Raw genomic sequence first — 15,155 nt, 5'->3', positions numbered from 1 at the left:
AAGCCAACTCTTTTTCCCTGTACGCTTTCCTCCCTCCGTGGATGTTGCGATTCCCTCATGGCATTTAGCGCCAACACCCCCGCCACCCAAGCGCGTTTAAATTCTCTTCTTATTAGGTCCATTGGCGTATCGTGTATTTGTGTACACAGCTCCAGTGGTTCATATCCATTATCAGGAGTTTTGAATGAATCGACGCACTTTTTTGGCGTGGGGCTTATCGGCCAGCACGCTCGCCGTATTATCTGCTTGCAATAAAGTATTCGGATCACCCGAACCATCAACCACACATGGCGCGGGTCATAATATGGGAGCTATGACCCCAATGACAGCAAACACGGATTTATTGCCGGTTACCGCACTCCCTGCTGGTTTGCCTTTAGCCGCATTGCCCTTATTGAAAAATGAATCCACCGAGGCCAACACCTTTAAAGCTTATTTAACGGCGAAGGAAACTTCGATCGAACTGGTTGCAGGAAAGCCAACTCGATTTTGGACTTATAACGATCAAATACCCGGACCACAGATTGCGGTATATGAGGGCGATACCATACAAATTCATTTTAAAAATCAGTTATCTCAACCGACCACCATCCATTGGCATGGTTTGCCCGTAACCCCTGAACAAGACGGCAATCCGCACGATCCCGTACTGCCGGGGCAAACCCACACCTATCAATTTACCCTACCGATTGGTTCAGCGGGTACGTATTGGTATCATACTCACGCGCATGAATTGGCAGCAGAACAGGCCTTTCGGGGTTTGGCTGGATCTTTCATTGTGCGTGCAAAAAATGATCCACTGGCTCAGTTGCCTGAGCAACACTGGTTTTTTTCAGATTTACGCTTGGACAACAACGCCCAAATACCCGAGAACAACATGATGGACTGGATGAATGGTCGTGAAGGACAGTTTGTTCTCATCAATGGTCAAAGACAGCCGCAGATGAGTATCAAGGGCAACGAACGTATCCGTATTTGGAATGCGTGCAGTGCACGTTATCTGAATCTCGCCATTCCTAACTGCGAGCTGATTGTGGTGGGTACAGATGGTGGCTTATTAGAAAAACCCGCGCCAGCGGTCTCATCGCTGTTGATCGCACCCGCCGAACGCTATGAAATCATCGTTCGCGCTCAAAAAAGCGGCACCTATCCATTGAATAACCTGCCATATGACCGTCAAAAAATGATGGTGGCTTATCAAGCCGAAACTTCGATTTTGGCAAACATATCGATCCAAGCGAATGAAATCGCACTTCCAACACAACTGCGCAGCATACCTGACTTAGGCGCTCCGGTAGCACGCAAGCGAGTCAGCTTCAGCGAAAAACCCATGAGTGCCATGATGTCCTCAATGGGGGGTAATATGCAGGGTATGAATCATGGAACTATGCATGGTTCAGGGGGTGCGTCGATGAACCATGCGCAGAAGATGATGAATGGTATGTTTTTGGTGAACGATCAAGTTTTTGACATGAAACGCATGGATCTGACCAGCCAAGTGGGTGCGGTAGAAGAATGGACAATTACTAATAACTCCCATATGGATCACCCATTCCACTTACACGGCACACAATTCATCCTACTGGATCGCACCCTCAATGGAAAAACCGAAACTGCCGTCTATAAATCCTTCAAAGACACGGTGAATTTGCGTCCTAATGAGCAAATTCGGATTAAAACCGTGCAACACCACAAAGGGATACGCATGTTTCACTGCCATATTTTGGAACATGAGTCACTGGGCATGATGGCTCAATTGAACGTTATTTGACACAAACCAAGAGGTGGCGGCAATCATTGCCGCCTCACCGGCGCTTTTCCCTTAAAATAGAGATATTCATAACCCAATGAGGCTTAATGAGTGAGCCTTGTGTCTTTGGATTTGCCATGTCATCACCTACCCCCACCTCAGAGACGCACTCAAGTGCACAAAAAACCGGCGCTTTGAGCAAACTCACCGACGTCCAACTGCGTCTGGGCGGCATCGCCTGCGTCGCCTGTACCGATTTGATCGAACGCGATTTACAAGGCGCCGAGGGTGTAGTCAATCCGACTGCGAACTACACCTTGCGCCGTGCGTTTTTGCAAATTGACCCTGCGCGCACCAGCGTCGAACAGGTCATTGAGCGCATCGAAAAACTCGGCTACCATGCCTACGCCGAATCGGCCAACGACATGGGCGAGGCGGAGAAAAAAAACCAGCGCAAAGAATTATTCCGCATGCTGGTTGCCGTATTCTTGATGATGCAAAGCATGATGTTCATGTATCCGTACTATTTCGATAACGCGGATATGGACATGAACACCGATACCTTGATGCGCTGGGCCAATTTATTGTTAACCTTGCCCGCGATGTTTTACTGCGCGATTCCGATTTTTCGCGGTGCATGGGCTGAGTGGCGACTGCGCAAAATTGGCATGGATACGCCGGTCACGATTGCCATATGGGTCGCGTTCATCAGCAGCACGATCGCGGTGTTCACTGGCGAAGGGCATTTATACTTTGACTCCGTGACCATGTTCGTCGGCCTGCTGCTCTCTGTGCGCTATGTGCAAAACCGCGCTTTGAGCAAAGCGGGCTTGTATTTGAACAACGTGTTGCAACATCAACGGCTGTTTGCCGAACGTGTGCAAGACTATCCCGCACAGAAAAACACCAGCCTCATTCCAGCGGACGAACTCAAAACCGGCGACGTGATTTTCATCGCCTCGGGTGAAGTGGTACCGCACGACGCCGAGCTGATCGAAGGCCAAACCGCGTGCTCGCAAGCCCTACTCACCGGCGAGAGTGTGCCGATCACCAAACGCGTCGGCGACACCCTACTCGCCGGCTCGATGAATATTGAGCAAGGCATCTACGCCCGCATCCGTCAGTCGGGCGAATCGAGCGAGCTGGCCGCGATTGAACGACTGGCGCACAAAGCCGCCTTGCACAAACCCGCCTTGGCACTATTGGCTGAGAAAGCCGCGCGCGTGTTCCTCTACGGTCTGCTGATCGTCAGTGCGTTGACCGCAGTGTACTGGGGCTTGCACGACCCCGATCGTGTGGTTGAAATCGTCGTGGCGGTATTGATCATTACCTGCCCATGCGCTTTGGCACTGGCGGTGCCCACCGTGATGACCGCCGCGCAAAGCGCGCTGGCCGAGCGCCACGTACTCGTCATTCAGCCTGAAGCCATCGAAAAATTGGCTAAAGTCAATCAATACGTCTTTGATAAAACCGGCACACTGACCGAAGATGTACAAACGCTCAACCAAATCCACCTGACTGAGGCCGCACACGCCCGACAATTGGGCGAAACGCAGGTGTTGCAAATCGCCGCCACGCTGGAAGCCGCATCGCGTCACCCGATCGCGCTGGCGTTGCGCAAAGCGCTACAAGAGCGCAACGCACCCGAGCGCATGAACGACGTCACCGCGATGGAACTGATCGTCGGCCAAGGCGTGCAGGGCAGCCTCCATCAAACCCACTACCGCATTGGCAAACCCTCGTTCGCCCTTGAAAATGACACACCCAAACACGACCTCAACGCCAACTCAACGCCCACCATCGAACAAGGCAACAGCATCGCCGTCCTCAGCGAGCAAAGCGCGGATGGCCAATGGCACGCATTGGCATGGTTCGCCCTGTCCGATCGCACCCGTGCGGGCGCAGCCGAACTGATCCGCGAGCTGCACAAAACCGCCGACATCACCCTGATCAGCGGTGATAAAACCGACGTGGTGCAAGGGTTCGCCCACAGTGTCGGGCTGCCCGAGCAAAACGTCATTGCCAACGCCCAACCGCAAGACAAACTCAACTGGGTCACCGCACGACAAAAGCAAGGCTACCGCATTGCCATGACCGGCGACGGCCTGAACGACGCACCCGTATTGCAACAAGCTGACGTCGCCATCGCCATGGGACAAGGCGCCTCACTCGCGCAAATCCAAGCCGACATGGTGGTGCAATCCAGCGATCTGAACGACGTCTACGCCGCACACATGATCGCACGCCGCACGCAAACGCTCATCAAAGAAAACCTGCTCTGGTCAGTGCTGTACAACGTCATAGCCATCCCATTGGCCGCATTGGGCATGGTCACGCCGATCATCGCCACCCTCGGTATGCTCGCCTCATCCATGATCGTGGTGGGCAACTCACTGCGCATTTTGCGCTACCGACCGCAGCTACCCAAAATTTCCCCCATTTCCAAAAATCCTTAGGCGCCTATGGACATCCTATTTCTGCTCATCCCGCTCAGTCTCCTGCTCGTGTTTGCCATCATCTACTTCATTTGGTGGGCGGTGGATCGAGGTCAATTTGAAGACGTCGAACGATACGGCGACGAAATCCTGCACGACGACGACAGCGTTCATCTCGACAGCAGCGAGAAACCAAAATGACGCTGGATGATTGGCGCAGCTACCTAATGAGCTTTCCCGCCGCGACCGAAGACGCACCGTTTGGCCCCGAAGTGCTCACCTATCGGCTGGTAGGTAAAATCTTCGCCCTGCTCGCATGGACCGAAGAACCCATGTGCCTGAATCTCAAATGCGAACCCAACCAAGCCCTATCCCTACGCGACACCTATCCCGAGTTCGTCACTGCGGGCTACCACATGAACAAACGGCATTGGAATACGGTGCGTTTAGACGACGCGTTGGACGAAGAACTGGTTAAAAAATGGATCACCGATTCGTATGATTTGATTTATAACGGCTTGCCGAAAAGGGTAAGAACTCAGTTGGAAAGCCCCAATCCGTAGGGTGGGTAACTTGTTACCCACGCGTCTCATTCAATAAATAATACACTCCATCAAAAAAGACGCACCACTAATTGCGCATCATAATTCCAACCGACTTGCAAAACAACGTTGCTCACCGGTCAATGGATCCACAAACTCAATCGACCGTGCGAGTAGTTACGAGACAAATTGACTGGCCACCCAAACGAATTCAATCTACAATCAAACCATGTCACACTATCGCCGTGCAAACACACCCAATGCCACCTATTTTTTTACTGTTGTCACCTATCGACGACAAGCATTTCTGTGTGAAGAACCTGTGCGATTGGCATTAAGAACTGCCATTGAAAAAACCAGAAGACAATACCCTTTTGAAATTAACGCATGGGTATTATTGCCCGATCATCTACATACCATTTGGACATTACCCGAACACGATGCCAATTTCTCATTGAGGTGGCGCCTCATCAAACGGTATGTCACACAACAATGTCGTAATTGGCTACATCAACCGGCATGGATGGCCGAATCCAAAGCCAAACATGGCGAATCCACCCTATGGCAACGCCGCTATTGGGAACACCAAATACGCGGCGAAACCGATTACCAAACCCACATGGATTATTGCCATTACAATCCTGTGAAGCATCGTTTGGTTTCGCGAGTCCAAGATTGGCCATATTCAACATTCCATAGATATGTTCAATCGGGAGATTACCCCATTGATTGGGGTGGTGAACAATTTAACAATGCGGGTAGTTATGGAGAGTGATTGCATGAAAGGGGCTTAATACGCGTGGGTAACAAGTTACCCACCCTACTTGGCTGACCTCTACCGCCATCAGGCAGGATTCTCTCGTAAACCAGCGGCGTTCAAATTCTCGTTGATGTTTATACATGAATACACATACAATGCAAGTGATTTTAATCAATTATTTTCAAAGGGATATTGTGAAAAAAATTGTTTTGTTTTTCATTTGTGCAACTCTTGGCGTAAGCAACGCCTACGGTCGTGATGGAAGGGATATAGCCGCAGAACTCTCTACTGCCTCATCCGTTATTTACAAAACATATAAACAAGGTGGAATTACTTCTGTTATTGGCACAATAAGTAAATGCTATGCCGAGTCAGACTCATTGTATTTTTGCACCTACCTTGACTTGGGTGGAAAATGGCTCGATGACAACTTGGGATTTCGACTTACTGGCGATCAAAATCCTTTCTTTTTGAATCAAAACATCAGCGACAGGCTAATCGCAGCATACAAACGCACAGGAATCTACGACGAAAACTCAGGCGAATACTCTGAGAATATATACAGAGCAATGGGGATATTGGTGTCTAAACGCTTGACCAAAAAATTAAAGTGAAATTATGAAAAAAACTATTGCAATATTAGCACTCATGTATTCAAGTATTACCTTCGCCGCTTCAATACCTTCTGAATATCTTGGTGAATGGAAGGTTAATTGTGATTCAACTGACACCACTAGCGCTATATTCGAGCCAAATTATTTCAACCCAGACTCAGAAACAGGAATGGCTAAATTAACTAAAATTATCAATAACAATGACGGAAGTTTTACATTGTATGGTAATGAAGAGTATTGGGATGAAGGTCGAAACATGGGGGGAAAGTCGAAAATAAATATACGCTTGGATAGCGGTACGTTGCATATATCAGGGGTTCACCATAGATCACAATACAATTTGAGGTTTGAGAACTGTGGATCTTACAAGCCAAACAGTCGGTTATCTTTATTTAATATACGCTTAGGGATGAATCCTGATGAGGTTGAGCATGTTACGTTTTTTAGATGCCTAGGAACAAAATGCGAACTATCTGGCCCTCAACCTGAAATTGATGGTAAAGAGATATATCCTTCTGTCATTTTTGACGATGATACAGTTGAAGTCGTTCAAATTTCCTTTGATTTTTCATCTCGAAGTACCATTGAATCGGCATTGCGCGAAAAATACGGACAACCAACCAGACCTTTATATTTTGATGAGAATCTACGTCTTTATTTTACAGAATGGATAGTAGGTAATGAGCACATTAAAATGACCACCCATCTGGAGGTAAATAAGCCATTTTACGTTATATTGGAACGATTAGATCAAGCACAAAGGAAAAGCCAACGCAACATACAGAAAGCAAAATCCATTATCTAGTTATGAAAATAACACCCCGCCCGAAAGCGGGGTTTTTCATGGTTTAGGCAAAGAATCCCAGTTGCGGATTGTCTGTTTTCAGGCTTTTGATGCGCATTTCGCTCCATTCCATGCGCCGTCGCATCCATTTGGTGCAAGCCAAGTAGGGTGGGTAACTTGTTACCCACGCGTATCATTCAATAAATAATACACTCCATCAAAAAAGACGCACCACTGATTGCGCATCATAATTCCAACTGGCTTTCAAAACCTCGCTTTTCAAAGGTGATCGGATCAACAAACTCAATCGACCGCGCGAGTAGTTTCAGTGGTTTGTCATAGTCCACCACATCCATCGGTGTAGGCACAGGATACAGACCATCGTTGAGCAGCGGCATACCGAGGCGCATCATATGCACGCGCAGTTGGTGTTTTTTACCGGTTTCGGGATGCAGGCGGTATCGGCTGTATGCACCGCGATTTTCGATCAGCTCAATGGTGGTGAAGGCATTCGGTTCGCCATCAACTTCCTGTGTCAGGAAAAAATCCTCGCCACGCACCATCCGCGAGGCGACGCGCAGCGGGTAGTTTAAATCGGTGCGCGTTGGCGCGATGGCTTCGTAGACTTTGGTTACAGCGCGCGATTGAAACAGGCTTTGGTATGCGCCGCGTGTCGTGCGGTTGTGCGAGAGCAGCATCACGCCCGCAGTATCTTTGTCAAGGCGATGAATCGGCGTGATGTCGGCGACGTTTAAATGTTGTAATTCGGGGCGCAGACGCAGACGCGTGAGCAGCGTTTCGCGCAAAAAGCGTCCGCTCGGAATCACGGGTAGAAAATGCGGTTTATCCACCACGATGAGGTGCTCATCCACATGCAAAATCACTTCGTCAAACGGTATGCGCGGCTCATCCTCACGGCTGACTTCACGATAGTAGTAAATCGTCTCACCCGCGCGGTATGATGCGCTTTCGGACAATACCGCACCATCCGCCGCGACCACAAACCCGCTGTTCAGCCGCGCGCGCCAGCCCACTTCATCGACAAAGGAAAAGCGTTCACACAAAAAGCGTAACAGCGGCTGACCGATGTAGCGCACATCATGGGGCAGGCACAGATAGCTCGGCTTCACACCGTCGCGCAGCGGTAATGGGGCATTTTTTGAATGGATACTCATGGCGTGATATTGTACTGGATCGCATTCATCACAGCTATAGCGACCATCGGCGATTTACTTTTCCCAGCAATTATCCTATAGTCACCCCTCACACATAACTCAAGCAAGGATAAAAAATGATCAAACACATCGTCATGTGGCGACTCAAGGACCACGCCGAAGGCAATGACAAAATGACCAACGCGCAACTGATGAAATCCAAACTCGAAGCCCTGCGCGGACAAATCGATGGCGTGCTGGCGATCGAAGTCGGTATTGATTTTTCCGCCACCGAGGCGAGCGCGGATGTGGTGCTATACTCCGAATTCACCGACCGCGCGGCCTTGGCGGCGTATCAGGCACACCCGGCACATCAGGCGGTCGTGGCGTTCATCAAGGAGGTGGTGAGCGCACGGCATTTGGTTGATTACGAAATTTAAACCATCGCCATCATGCCCATTCACTATCACGGTTTTTCTGCTGCGCCTGCGTCGCTCACCACCACGAAAAATAGTATCACACATGCCATACCCGCCGGTCGTTTTGACGCGCCGATTGGCGATCTGTCCACCGCGCATTGGGATGCGAATTGCGGCCTGCGCTCACCGCGTCGCCTGCAACGCAAGGGCTGGCTCTACGGCGCGGTATTTAGCGAGCGCTGGATTGTCGGTTGCGCGATTGCGGATGCGGGCTTACTCGGCAGCGCTTTTGTCTATGTGTTTGACCGACAAAGTCGCCGCATGATGGAATACAACAGCCTACGTCCGCTGGCGTTCGCTGCGGATTTTCAGCCGTCACCGAACGGCGTTTGGGCGCTCAAGCAGGGGGATAAATCATGGCGCATTCAGCCGTTGACCGATCAATCCGGCTGGCATTTTCAGTTCACACACCCTGATTGGGATGTGTCGTTTGAACTACACGATAATCGCACCAGCATCAGCGCGCTGAACAATGCGCCGAGCGCATCACATCGCGGGCAGCCATCGCGCCCGTTTCACTACACGCACAAATTAACCGGCGCTGTGGCGAATTTGCGTCTGCGTATGCACAATGAGACACACGAGCTGACCGATGTGCGCGGCGTATTTGATTTCACGCTCGGTTATCCGCCGCGCGCGACGCTGTGGCAATGGGCGAGCTGGATCGGCCAACTCGACGACGGGCGCACGCTGTCGGGCAATCTGGTCGCGCAGACCATGAATGGTTTGGAAAACGCGGTGTGGATTGGTGCTGCCGAGGGCACAAGAGAAGGCTCAAAGGATGGCGCTCAAACCCACGTAATCGCCCTGCCACAAGCCATTTTTGATGATCTGCCAACGGATACGGCGCAGACGTGGCAAATTCGCACCGCAGACGATCGTCTGCGCATGCAGTTCACGCCCGAAGGTGCGCGGAGCGAGCGCATTAACCTCGGGCTTTTAGCCAGCGACTTCACCCAGCCATTTGGCGCATTTCGCGGCGTTTGGCGCGATGACGATGGCAGTGAGCACACGCTCACCGGTATCGGCGTGGTGGAGCGTCATCGGGCACTTTGGTAAATTTATGAATACTTCGTCCTCCGTTTCAGCGGGTCATTCAGCGACCAGCTCAACAGCCCATTCAGCAACTAAAATGCCGCAAAGCCGTGCGATTGTGATTTTCGCCATTTTGGCCTTTGGCTATTTTCTCTCCACCATGATGCGCGGCGTCACCGGCACGCTCGCGCCGGTATTGACGCAGGAATTGTCACTGAGCGCGGGACAATTGGGACTGCTCGCGGGCGTGTATTTTTTTGGTTTTGCGGGCATGCAGTTGCCGCTCGGACGCTGGCTGGATCGCATCGGGCCGCGTGATGTGCTGATGGTGCTGTTGGCGCTGGCGGCGGCGAGTTGTCTGGCATTTGCTTTTGCACAGGGTTTTTGGAGTTTGCTGTTTGCACGCTTTTTGGGTGGCATCGGCGTGAGTGCGTGCCTGATGGCGCCGCTGACCGGCTATCGCACGTGGTTTGAGCCGCAGACACAACTGCGCAGCAATGCGTGGATGCTGATGGCAGGCTCCTTCGGCCTGTTGTTCGCAACCGTGCCGGTGCAATGGGCTTTGCCGCTGATTGGCTGGCGCAAGGTATTTGTGCTTTTGGCGGTACTATTTGCCGTAGCGCTGATCGGCGTGTGGCGACGTGTGCCGGTTTGGCATCATCAAACGGCGAATACACCGAAAAGCTCATTCGCCGAGGATTATCGCTTCATCTGGCATCATGCGTATTTTTGGCGGCTCGCGCCCTTGGCGTTTGTGAACTACGGCGGCGTTCTCGCCATCCAAACGCTGTGGGCGGGGCCATGGATGACACGGGTCGCGGGCGATACGCCGTCTCAGGCGGCGACAGGGCTGTTTTGGATCAATCTAACCACGCTCGTCGTTTTTTGGCTGTGGGGCGTGGTTAATCCGATACTGACGCGGCGGCGGATTTCCGCCGACCATTTGATTTTGTGGGGTTTACCCGCCAGTTTTGTGGTGTTGTTCGGCATTGCTCTGCTCGGTTCAAGCGCCGGTTGGTGGGCGATTGCGCTGTTTTGCGGTTTGGCCACGGTGATTTCACTGGCTCAGCCCGCGTTGGGCCTGACCGTACCTCCGCATCAAGCGGGGCGCGCGATGACGGCGTTTAACCTGCTGCTGTTTGCCGGTGCGTTTTTCTGGCAATGGGGTATGGGGCTGCTGATTGATGGCTTGAAATCGGCGGGCTGGATGGAGCCAAACGCGTATCGCGCGGTATTTGGCCTGATTGCGTTGTGTCACTTGCTCGGCTACGCGTGGTTTGCCTACGGGACGTTGAAAATACAGCACCTCAAGGTATCCAGATGACGCAAACATAAAAAACCCTCGTCAATACGACGAGGGTTTTTTGAACACTTCACGGATTAAAAACGCGCATCCACTCCGAGATTAAACACTGTTTGCTGCCCCGAATCTTTGCCAAACGTGCGCTCGGCTCCCACGACCAAGTTCACATTTTTGGCCAAATCAATCTGCGCTCCCAGTTTTAAACGCACACCGTTATCCGATTTGGGCGCCTCTGTACTAAAGCTGGTCGGCGCGGATTTCAGGCGTGCTTTGATGTTGTCCGCATCGGTACCATCTACTTCGTAGCTCAGACTCGCATAGGGTTTCACCTTGCCAAATTCGCCACGCAACTGGTAGCCCAAGCTGGCGACCATGCCTTCGCGTTTTTGCGCGCCGAAACTCATCGAGGTGCTGGTATTGCCTGCCTCATCATAGCCATCCAAACGCATTTTTTCATACGCGAATCCGCCCACCGGACCATGCTTCACTTTGCCATTGGCGAATGTGCCCAAGACCAAATTGCCTTGTACGCCGATGGTGTAATGCGCACCCTTGCTGGAGCCAGACTCCGTGCGATTGGCCGCGCCAAGCGCAATGTTGCGATCAATGTCTGCACTCAATCGGCCATAGCGCACATAGCCCATGATGGCGCCCTGATCGGCTTTTTTGCCCACATATGCGCCCACACTGGTTTCTTTCAGATTGAATTCGCCCGCCGCTGCGCCCAAATCACCCGACGCGCGATCGTAGCCCAAGGTCAATCCGGCATGTGCATTGCCCGCGCTGATGCGGCGATCCGCGCCCACCAGCAAATATTTATTTTTGCTATCGGCCTTGCCAAAATCGGTTTTGCTGTAGCCAGCATCGGCGAAGGCATGCCATGCCTGATCACCGACATTCGGCGCGTAGGTCATCAATCGCTGCGCGTAGCGTTGTCCTGCGGTCATCGCGGCCGCACCGACCACACCCACTTGCGCGGGCGCTTTGAGTACGGATAAAGCATACTGCGCGCTGAGTTTTTGCGCCGCAGTGGTTGGATGCACGCCATCGGCGAACACATAGGTGTTGGCGGCGTCGGGGCTAACCAATGTATTGGCGCTACAGAACAAGGACGAGCTGACCGTACAGGCCACGCCGGTTGCATTGGTAAAGCCATAAGCTGTAAAAAATTAACGCGTTGTTTACAGTATTTTCGGAGAAAATACTGAAATGAATATGCACAAACGAGTCCGCCTAACCCCGTTAGACCGAGAGGAAATATGGCGCTTATATCAAGGTCGACAATGGAAGGTGACGCACTTGGCAGAACACTACCGAGTAAGTCGCCCTACCATCTATTCAGCGCTGAAAAAAGCGCGTTTACAACAATTTGCACCGAGCGACAGCACCAATGCTCGCTATCGTTCGATCCAATATGGGCTTAAACGATTGGCTAAAATTGAGTTGAGTATCCAAGCTCGACTCAAGCGTGAAGCTCAAAGGTATAACAAATCCTATCCCGGCGAAATGGTACATGTTGACACCAAACGTCTGCCCCTAATCAAAGGGCAAAACAACACGCAACCTCGCGAATATCTGTTCGTCGCGATAGACGACTACTCGCGCGAACTCTACGCCGCCATCCTGCCCGATAAAACCCAATTCAGTTCTGCGCAGTTCCTGATGGAACATCTGCTGGCTCAATGCCCTTATGAGATAGACTACATTTACTCAGACAACGGCAAGGAGTATAGAGGTACACCCCATCACGCATTTGTTCAAGCCTGCGCACAGCACAACATCGGGCAGCGCTTTACTCGCATCGCCAGACCTCAAACCAATGGCAAAGCTGAGCGAGTCATTCGTACCTTGATGCAAATGTGGCACGAGAAAATTCAATTTAAAGACCCGTTGCACCGACAAATTGAACTTAATCGCTTCATTAACTTTTACAATACCGTTAAACCTCACAAATCATTAAATAACTTAACCCCCTACGAGATACTACAAAATTACTTTTATCAAACAAACTGTAAACAACCCGATTAATTCTTACACATAAGCCGTTGGGTTGGCGACCACTTCGGAAATCAGGCTGTAGTTGTCGAGCAAAACCACGCTCAAGCCGGTTTGTGCCAAGCCTTGACTCACGCCTGCGTTAAACCCTTGTGCCAATTGGCTTGCGCCTGCCGCTGCCGTTGCACCCAAGCTTTGAAAAGCCGGAGCCACACCGAGATTGGGCATATTTTGCACAATGATCTGCTCGCTGCCCGATAGGTACGACAACTTCGCTATCTGCGTGACAAAATCCACCACGGATTGTTGGGTCAAACCGGCCAATTGTGCTTGCGTGATGTAGCCGCCGGAATACATGGCTAAATTTTGAAACGCATCATTCGCACCGCCTTGAATCAAAATGATTTTATTGCTCGCTTGACCCGCGTTTGCGCTTAAAAATTCGGTCACCTGCGTGGAAATCGGACGCTGTGCGAAGCCCGGCGGAGTGGACAATGAATCTGAATTGACCTTCGCGCCCCCTTGCGCATAGTTGCTGCCGCCTTGATTGGACGGTGTCGTGGTAAAGCCCAAATCCTCGGCAATGTATTCCGCCGCCGTCTTGCCCGGATTGGTGGTGAAACGCTGTCCGCCAATCGCGGCGTAGTAGCCACCATCGGACAGACTGTCGCCAATAATCACCACACCGTCCGCCGCCTGCGCGCTCATGGCAGCACAGGCGAACATCGTGGCGATGCTGATCGGTTTCAGGGATTGGGAAAAGCGGACTGCCGTATTGCGTATCATTATGTCTCCTTGATGTATCTTTGTTTGTAGGTATAAGGTTCGCCACCTTAACATTTTTCTAACGGTCGTTCCTATTTTTCGATATTGCACTGCAAAAAAACGGCGAGCATGGCTCACCGTTTCACTTGATCAACGCCCGCAATATCACATTCACACGCCCAAACGATCGCGCAAACTGTACCAAGCCGCGCCAATGGCCGAAAATGGCACGCTGAACGTACGCCCACCCGGGAACGGGTAATGCGGCAGTTGGGCAAACGCCCGCATGCGCTCAGGGCGACCGAGCAACGCCTCGGACAGCACTTTGCCCGCCAAATGGGTGTAGGTGATGCCGTGGCCGGAGCAGCCTTGCGAATAGTAAATGTTGTCGTTCAAAATCCCGACCTGCGGCAGGCGCGAGAGCGTCAGCAGGAAGTTACCCGTCCACGCGAAGTCAATTTTCACATCTTTGAGCTGTGGGAAGGTTTTGAGCATTTTCGGGCGAATGATCGCTTCGACATTGTCCGGATCGCGCGCGCCGTAGACCACGCCGCCGCCGTACAACAGGCGATTGTCACCAGTGATGCGATAGTAGTCGAGCAGGTAATTGCAGTCTTCCACGCATTGGCCGTGCGGAATCAAATCCTGCACCATCTCGTCGGACAGTACCTCAGTGGTCACCACTTGCGAGCCGCATGGCATGGCTTTCGCCGCCAATTCGGGTACAAGATTGCCCAGATAGGCATTGCCCGCGACCACGACTTTTTTCGCCAAAACACGGCCTTGTGTGGTGTGCACAATCGGTGATCCACCTTGTCCGGCTGTACGCTCAATTTTAACCACTGCTGAATGCTCATAAATTTTGCCACCATGTGACTCGATCGCCGCCGCTTCGCCCAGCGCGAGGTTGAGCGAGTGCATGTGACCGCCGCCGTGGTCAATCGAGCCGCCGATGTAGCTGTCGGTATTGACGATGGCACGCAATTGTTCTTTATCGAGCATTTCGACTTTATCGTAGCCATAGCTCGCCCAGAGTTTTTGCTGCGATTCGAGGTGGTGCATTTGTTTGGCGTTAAACGCGGCGAACACGCCGCCGTTTTTCAAATCACATTGGATGTTGTAACGCTCAATGCGTTCGCGAATGATGCGATTGCCTTCGAACGCCATGTCGCCGATCAGTTTCGCAGCCTTCGCATCGACCTGTTTGGCCACGGTGTCAATGTCGCGGCTGTAGCTATTGACCAACTGGCCGCCGTTACGACCCGATGCGCCGAAGCCCACCTTAACGGCTTCCAAAACCACCACCTGCATGCCCGCCTCGGCCAAAAACAACGCGGTGGACAAACCGGTATAACCCGCGCCAATCACGCAGACGTCTGCGTGTACGTCGCCTTGCAATGCCGGACGCTCCGGCGAAGGGTTGGCCGTGGCGGCGTAATAGGTTTTTTCCAATGCGGTGTGTGTCATACGTGTCCTCTATAAAAAGGTTAAAAAGTCCCTGCCGCATGTGCAAACGTGCGGATTTTTATGACTTCAAGG

15 protein-coding genes are annotated in these 15,155 nt (G+C 51.8%); 11 read left to right on the top strand and 4 right to left on the bottom strand.

What is annotated here, in order from left to right; genetic code table 11:
* Window positions 1–184 precede the first annotated feature (184 nt).
* From ACZ41M_RS11910 to ACZ41M_RS11880, 7 genes are all read left to right on the top strand, one after another.
* Window positions 185–1,771 (top strand): multicopper oxidase family protein, encoded by a 1,587-nt coding sequence (locus ACZ41M_RS11910; protein WP_464730967.1) that lies wholly within the window; start codon window positions 185–187, stop codon window positions 1,769–1,771.
* Window positions 1,772–1,887: 116 nt separating this feature from the next.
* Window positions 1,888–4,206, top strand: a complete 2,319-nt coding sequence (locus tag ACZ41M_RS11905; protein ID WP_464730968.1) for a heavy metal translocating P-type ATPase — start codon at window positions 1,888–1,890, stop codon at window positions 4,204–4,206.
* Window positions 4,207–4,212: 6 nt separating this feature from the next.
* The gene (ccoS, locus tag ACZ41M_RS11900; RefSeq protein WP_464730969.1) at window positions 4,213–4,386 is read left to right on the top strand and encodes a cbb3-type cytochrome oxidase assembly protein CcoS; all 174 of its coding nucleotides are present in this window, start codon (window positions 4,213–4,215) and stop codon (window positions 4,384–4,386) included.
* The gene (locus ACZ41M_RS11895) at window positions 4,383–4,748 is read left to right on the top strand and encodes an MmcQ/YjbR family DNA-binding protein (RefSeq protein ID WP_464730970.1); all 366 of its coding nucleotides are present in this window, start codon (window positions 4,383–4,385) and stop codon (window positions 4,746–4,748) included. The genes ccoS and ACZ41M_RS11895 overlap by 4 nt, the downstream gene beginning before the upstream one ends.
* Window positions 4,749–4,956: 208 nt before the next feature.
* Entirely contained in the window at window positions 4,957–5,502 is a 546-nt protein-coding gene (locus tag ACZ41M_RS11890; protein WP_464730971.1) for an REP-associated tyrosine transposase, read from the top strand.
* A gap of 125 nt (window positions 5,503–5,627) precedes the next feature.
* A complete protein-coding gene (locus tag ACZ41M_RS11885; protein ID WP_464730972.1) occupies window positions 5,628–6,101 on the top strand; it encodes a hypothetical protein in 474 nt (157 codons plus the stop codon).
* Between the two features lie 4 nt (window positions 6,102–6,105).
* Window positions 6,106–6,906 carry a hypothetical protein gene (locus tag ACZ41M_RS11880; RefSeq protein WP_464730973.1) on the top strand — a complete coding sequence of 267 codons (801 nt, stop codon included), beginning with the start codon at window positions 6,106–6,108 and terminating at the stop codon, window positions 6,904–6,906.
* Between the two features lie 224 nt (window positions 6,907–7,130).
* Here the strand turns inward: ACZ41M_RS11880 and ACZ41M_RS11875 are convergent, their stop codons facing one another.
* Window positions 7,131–8,060, bottom strand: a complete 930-nt coding sequence (locus ACZ41M_RS11875) for a pseudouridine synthase (protein WP_464730974.1) — start codon at window positions 8,058–8,060, stop codon at window positions 7,131–7,133.
* 116 nt (window positions 8,061–8,176) lie between these two features.
* On the opposite strand from ACZ41M_RS11875, the gene ACZ41M_RS11870 reads away from it, so the two are divergent.
* From ACZ41M_RS11870 to ACZ41M_RS11860, 3 genes are read left to right on the top strand one after another with little or no spacing between them, the layout of a single operon-like run.
* A complete protein-coding gene (locus ACZ41M_RS11870) occupies window positions 8,177–8,479 on the top strand; it encodes a Dabb family protein (protein WP_464730975.1) in 303 nt (100 codons plus the stop codon).
* A 12-nt stretch (window positions 8,480–8,491) separates the two neighbouring features.
* Entirely contained in the window at window positions 8,492–9,577 is a 1,086-nt protein-coding gene (locus tag ACZ41M_RS11865) for a DUF2804 domain-containing protein (RefSeq protein ID WP_464730976.1), read from the top strand.
* Window positions 9,516–10,877, top strand: a complete 1,362-nt coding sequence (locus ACZ41M_RS11860; protein WP_464730977.1) for an MFS transporter — start codon at window positions 9,516–9,518, stop codon at window positions 10,875–10,877. The genes ACZ41M_RS11865 and ACZ41M_RS11860 overlap by 62 nt, the downstream gene beginning before the upstream one ends.
* A 56-nt stretch (window positions 10,878–10,933) precedes the next feature.
* Here ACZ41M_RS11860 and ACZ41M_RS11855 read toward each other — a convergent pair whose 3' ends face one another.
* The gene (locus ACZ41M_RS11855; RefSeq protein ID WP_464730978.1) at window positions 10,934–11,989 is read right to left on the bottom strand and encodes an autotransporter outer membrane beta-barrel domain-containing protein; all 1,056 of its coding nucleotides are present in this window, start codon (window positions 11,987–11,989) and stop codon (window positions 10,934–10,936) included.
* Between the two features lie 76 nt (window positions 11,990–12,065).
* On the opposite strand from ACZ41M_RS11855, the gene ACZ41M_RS11850 reads away from it, so the two are divergent.
* A complete protein-coding gene (locus ACZ41M_RS11850; protein WP_464730411.1) occupies window positions 12,066–12,884 on the top strand; it encodes an integrase core domain-containing protein in 819 nt (272 codons plus the stop codon).
* 3 nt (window positions 12,885–12,887) lie between these two features.
* On the opposite strand, the gene ACZ41M_RS11845 is transcribed toward ACZ41M_RS11850, so the two are convergent.
* Both ACZ41M_RS11845 and ACZ41M_RS11840 read right to left on the bottom strand, forming a co-directional pair.
* Window positions 12,888–13,637 (bottom strand): SGNH/GDSL hydrolase family protein, encoded by a 750-nt coding sequence (locus tag ACZ41M_RS11845; RefSeq protein ID WP_464730979.1) that lies wholly within the window; start codon window positions 13,635–13,637, stop codon window positions 12,888–12,890.
* A 150-nt stretch (window positions 13,638–13,787) separates the two neighbouring features.
* Complete coding sequence (locus ACZ41M_RS11840; RefSeq protein WP_464730980.1) at window positions 13,788–15,083, bottom strand: NAD(P)/FAD-dependent oxidoreductase; 1,296 nt, start codon at window positions 15,081–15,083, stop codon at window positions 13,788–13,790.
* Window positions 15,084–15,155: the final 72 nt, after the last annotated feature.

It is taken from the genome of Puribacter membranae (genome assembly GCF_055380425.1).
Note: the sequence above shows the minus strand (reverse complement) of the source record. Positions and strands in the feature narration are given on the sequence as shown.

What these genes read in the sequence shown, in the direction of transcription:
- ACZ41M_RS11910 (WP_464730967.1), top strand. Translation starts at nt 185, where the DNA reads ATGAATCGACGCACTTTTTTGGCGTGGGGCTTATCGGCCAGCACGCTC.
- ACZ41M_RS11905 (WP_464730968.1), top strand. Translation starts at nt 1,888, where the DNA reads ATGTCATCACCTACCCCCACCTCAGAGACGCACTCAAGTGCACAAAAA.
- ccoS (WP_464730969.1), top strand. Translation starts at nt 4,213, where the DNA reads ATGGACATCCTATTTCTGCTCATCCCGCTCAGTCTCCTGCTCGTGTTT.
- ACZ41M_RS11895 (WP_464730970.1), top strand. Translation starts at nt 4,383, where the DNA reads ATGACGCTGGATGATTGGCGCAGCTACCTAATGAGCTTTCCCGCCGCG.
- ACZ41M_RS11890 (WP_464730971.1), top strand. Translation starts at nt 4,957, where the DNA reads ATGTCACACTATCGCCGTGCAAACACACCCAATGCCACCTATTTTTTT.
- ACZ41M_RS11885 (WP_464730972.1), top strand. Translation starts at nt 5,628, where the DNA reads ATGAATACACATACAATGCAAGTGATTTTAATCAATTATTTTCAAAGG.
- ACZ41M_RS11880 (WP_464730973.1), top strand. Translation starts at nt 6,106, where the DNA reads ATGAAAAAAACTATTGCAATATTAGCACTCATGTATTCAAGTATTACC.
- ACZ41M_RS11875 (WP_464730974.1), bottom strand. Translation starts at nt 8,060, where the DNA reads ATGAGTATCCATTCAAAAAATGCCCCATTACCGCTGCGCGACGGTGTG.
- ACZ41M_RS11870 (WP_464730975.1), top strand. Translation starts at nt 8,177, where the DNA reads ATGATCAAACACATCGTCATGTGGCGACTCAAGGACCACGCCGAAGGC.
- ACZ41M_RS11865 (WP_464730976.1), top strand. Translation starts at nt 8,492, where the DNA reads ATGCCCATTCACTATCACGGTTTTTCTGCTGCGCCTGCGTCGCTCACC.
- ACZ41M_RS11860 (WP_464730977.1), top strand. Translation starts at nt 9,516, where the DNA reads ATGGCAGTGAGCACACGCTCACCGGTATCGGCGTGGTGGAGCGTCATC.
- ACZ41M_RS11850 (WP_464730411.1), top strand. Translation starts at nt 12,066, where the DNA reads ATGAATATGCACAAACGAGTCCGCCTAACCCCGTTAGACCGAGAGGAA.
- ACZ41M_RS11845 (WP_464730979.1), bottom strand. Translation starts at nt 13,637, where the DNA reads ATGATACGCAATACGGCAGTCCGCTTTTCCCAATCCCTGAAACCGATC.
- ACZ41M_RS11840 (WP_464730980.1), bottom strand. Translation starts at nt 15,083, where the DNA reads ATGACACACACCGCATTGGAAAAAACCTATTACGCCGCCACGGCCAAC.